Source organism: Curtobacterium sp. B18 (genome assembly GCF_000333375.1).
Classification (GTDB): domain Bacteria; phylum Actinomycetota; class Actinomycetes; order Actinomycetales; family Microbacteriaceae; genus Curtobacterium.
In genome coordinates this window covers 1-1,518 of sequence record NZ_BACZ01000689.1, presented here as the reverse complement: position 1 = coordinate 1,518, position 1,518 = coordinate 1, and the positions used below count along the sequence as shown (strand labels likewise).

Annotated in this window: 1 protein-coding gene and 1 pseudogene; both read right to left on the bottom strand. The window is 70.8% G+C overall.

Translation table 11 applies throughout. The annotated features are described in order from the left end of the window. Nucleotides 1-122 precede the first annotated feature (122 nt). A complete protein-coding gene (locus I5E_RS18425; protein ID WP_049973553.1) occupies nt 123-656 on the bottom strand; it encodes a hypothetical protein in 534 nt (177 codons plus the stop codon). Beyond that, a pseudogene (locus I5E_RS18420) lies at nt 653-1,492 on the bottom strand (ABC transporter permease); the annotation flags it as partial. The pseudogene I5E_RS18420 and the gene I5E_RS18425, both read right to left, overlap by 4 nt. Between the last annotated feature and the right edge of the window lie 26 nt (nt 1,493-1,518).

Here is a 1,518-nt window from a genome sequence, read left to right as displayed (position 1 = left end):
CATGGGCATCACGAAGGCGTCCCTCGCGACCGAGTCGTGGCTGTCCGCCGCGTCCTTCCAGGAGACCACCCGCGTCCTCACGCAGGCGGCCATGGAGGGCAAGCAGGACCACCTCGTCGGCCTCAAGGAGAAACCATCGCGGAGCTGAAGGCACCGGCGAGGAACTGGCCCTCGATCGCGATGTTCACGACACCGACGCGCTCCGAGATGACGCCGCCGAGGGCGCCGAACACGAGCGGGACGCTGAGGCTCAGCGCGCCGAGCAGCAGACCGGGGATCGGCAGGGACTTGCCCGCCGCGGCCCAGGTCAGGAACCCGATCACGAACACGACGGCGAACACCGCGGTGACCCACATCGGCACGCGGCGGAGCGCACGGGTCTCGACGAGCGCGTACACGGTGAGCACGGCGAGCAGCACGACCACGACGATCCCGGTCGCGACGGCCGGCAGCGGCACGTCGGGCAGGGCGAAGAAGTCGCCGCTGTTCGCGAGGCGGAACGTGGTCGTCCCGGTGCGGGGCAGCAGCGCGAAGAGGACGAGGGCGATCAGCGTGAAGACGCCGTACCCGATGGCCAGCTTCCAGCTGCGGGTCGTCTCGACCGGACGGCCGGCGAGCGGGGACGCGCTGGGCGCGGTGGGGCTGAGGGTGCTCACGCGGCGACCGCCTTCTTGCTGTTCTTCGTGGAGACGCGGCGACGGGCGCCCGGCTGCGGGATCCGGAAGATCGCGCGGACGAGCGGCGGGGCCGCGATGAAGAGGACGATGAGGGCCTGGATGACGCCCACGATGTCGATCGGGATGCCGTTCGCGGCCTGCATGGCGTAGCCGCCGTTCTTCAGCACGCCGAACAGGATCGCCGCCCAGAACACGCCCCACGGCTTCGACCGGCCGAGGAGGGCCACGGTGATGGCGTCGAACCCGATGCCGGCGTCGATGCCGGAGGTGAAGCCCGTCGTGACCGCGCCCTGCACCTGGTACGCGCCCGCGATGCCGACGAGGGCACCGGAGATGACGAGGACCCAGATGGTCAGGGACGGCACGCTCATGCCGGCCACGCGGGCGGCGCGCGGGTTCTCACCGATGGTGCGGAACCGGAAGCCGAGCGAGGACTTGTTGACGAGCCACCACACGACGACGACCGCGATGATCGCCACCACGAAGCCGAGGTCCACGCCGTACCGCGGTCCGAACAGCGGCGGCAGCACCGCGCTGTCCTTCGTCGCGGGCGAGATCGGGTTCGGGCTGCCCGGTGCCTGCAGGAGGCCCGGCGTGCGGAGCATGTAGCTCACGAGGTAGAGCGCGACGTAGTTGAGCATGATCGTCAGGACGACCTCGTTCGCGCCCGTCCGTGCCTTGAGCACGCCCACGATGCCGGCCCACACCGCACCGCCGACGATGCCGGCGACGATCGTGAGCGGGATGTGGATCGCGGCGGGGCCGTCGAACGAGAACCCGACCCAGCCGGCCGCCGCGGCGCCCATCAGGATCTGGCTCTAGAGGATCCCCGGGACCAGCT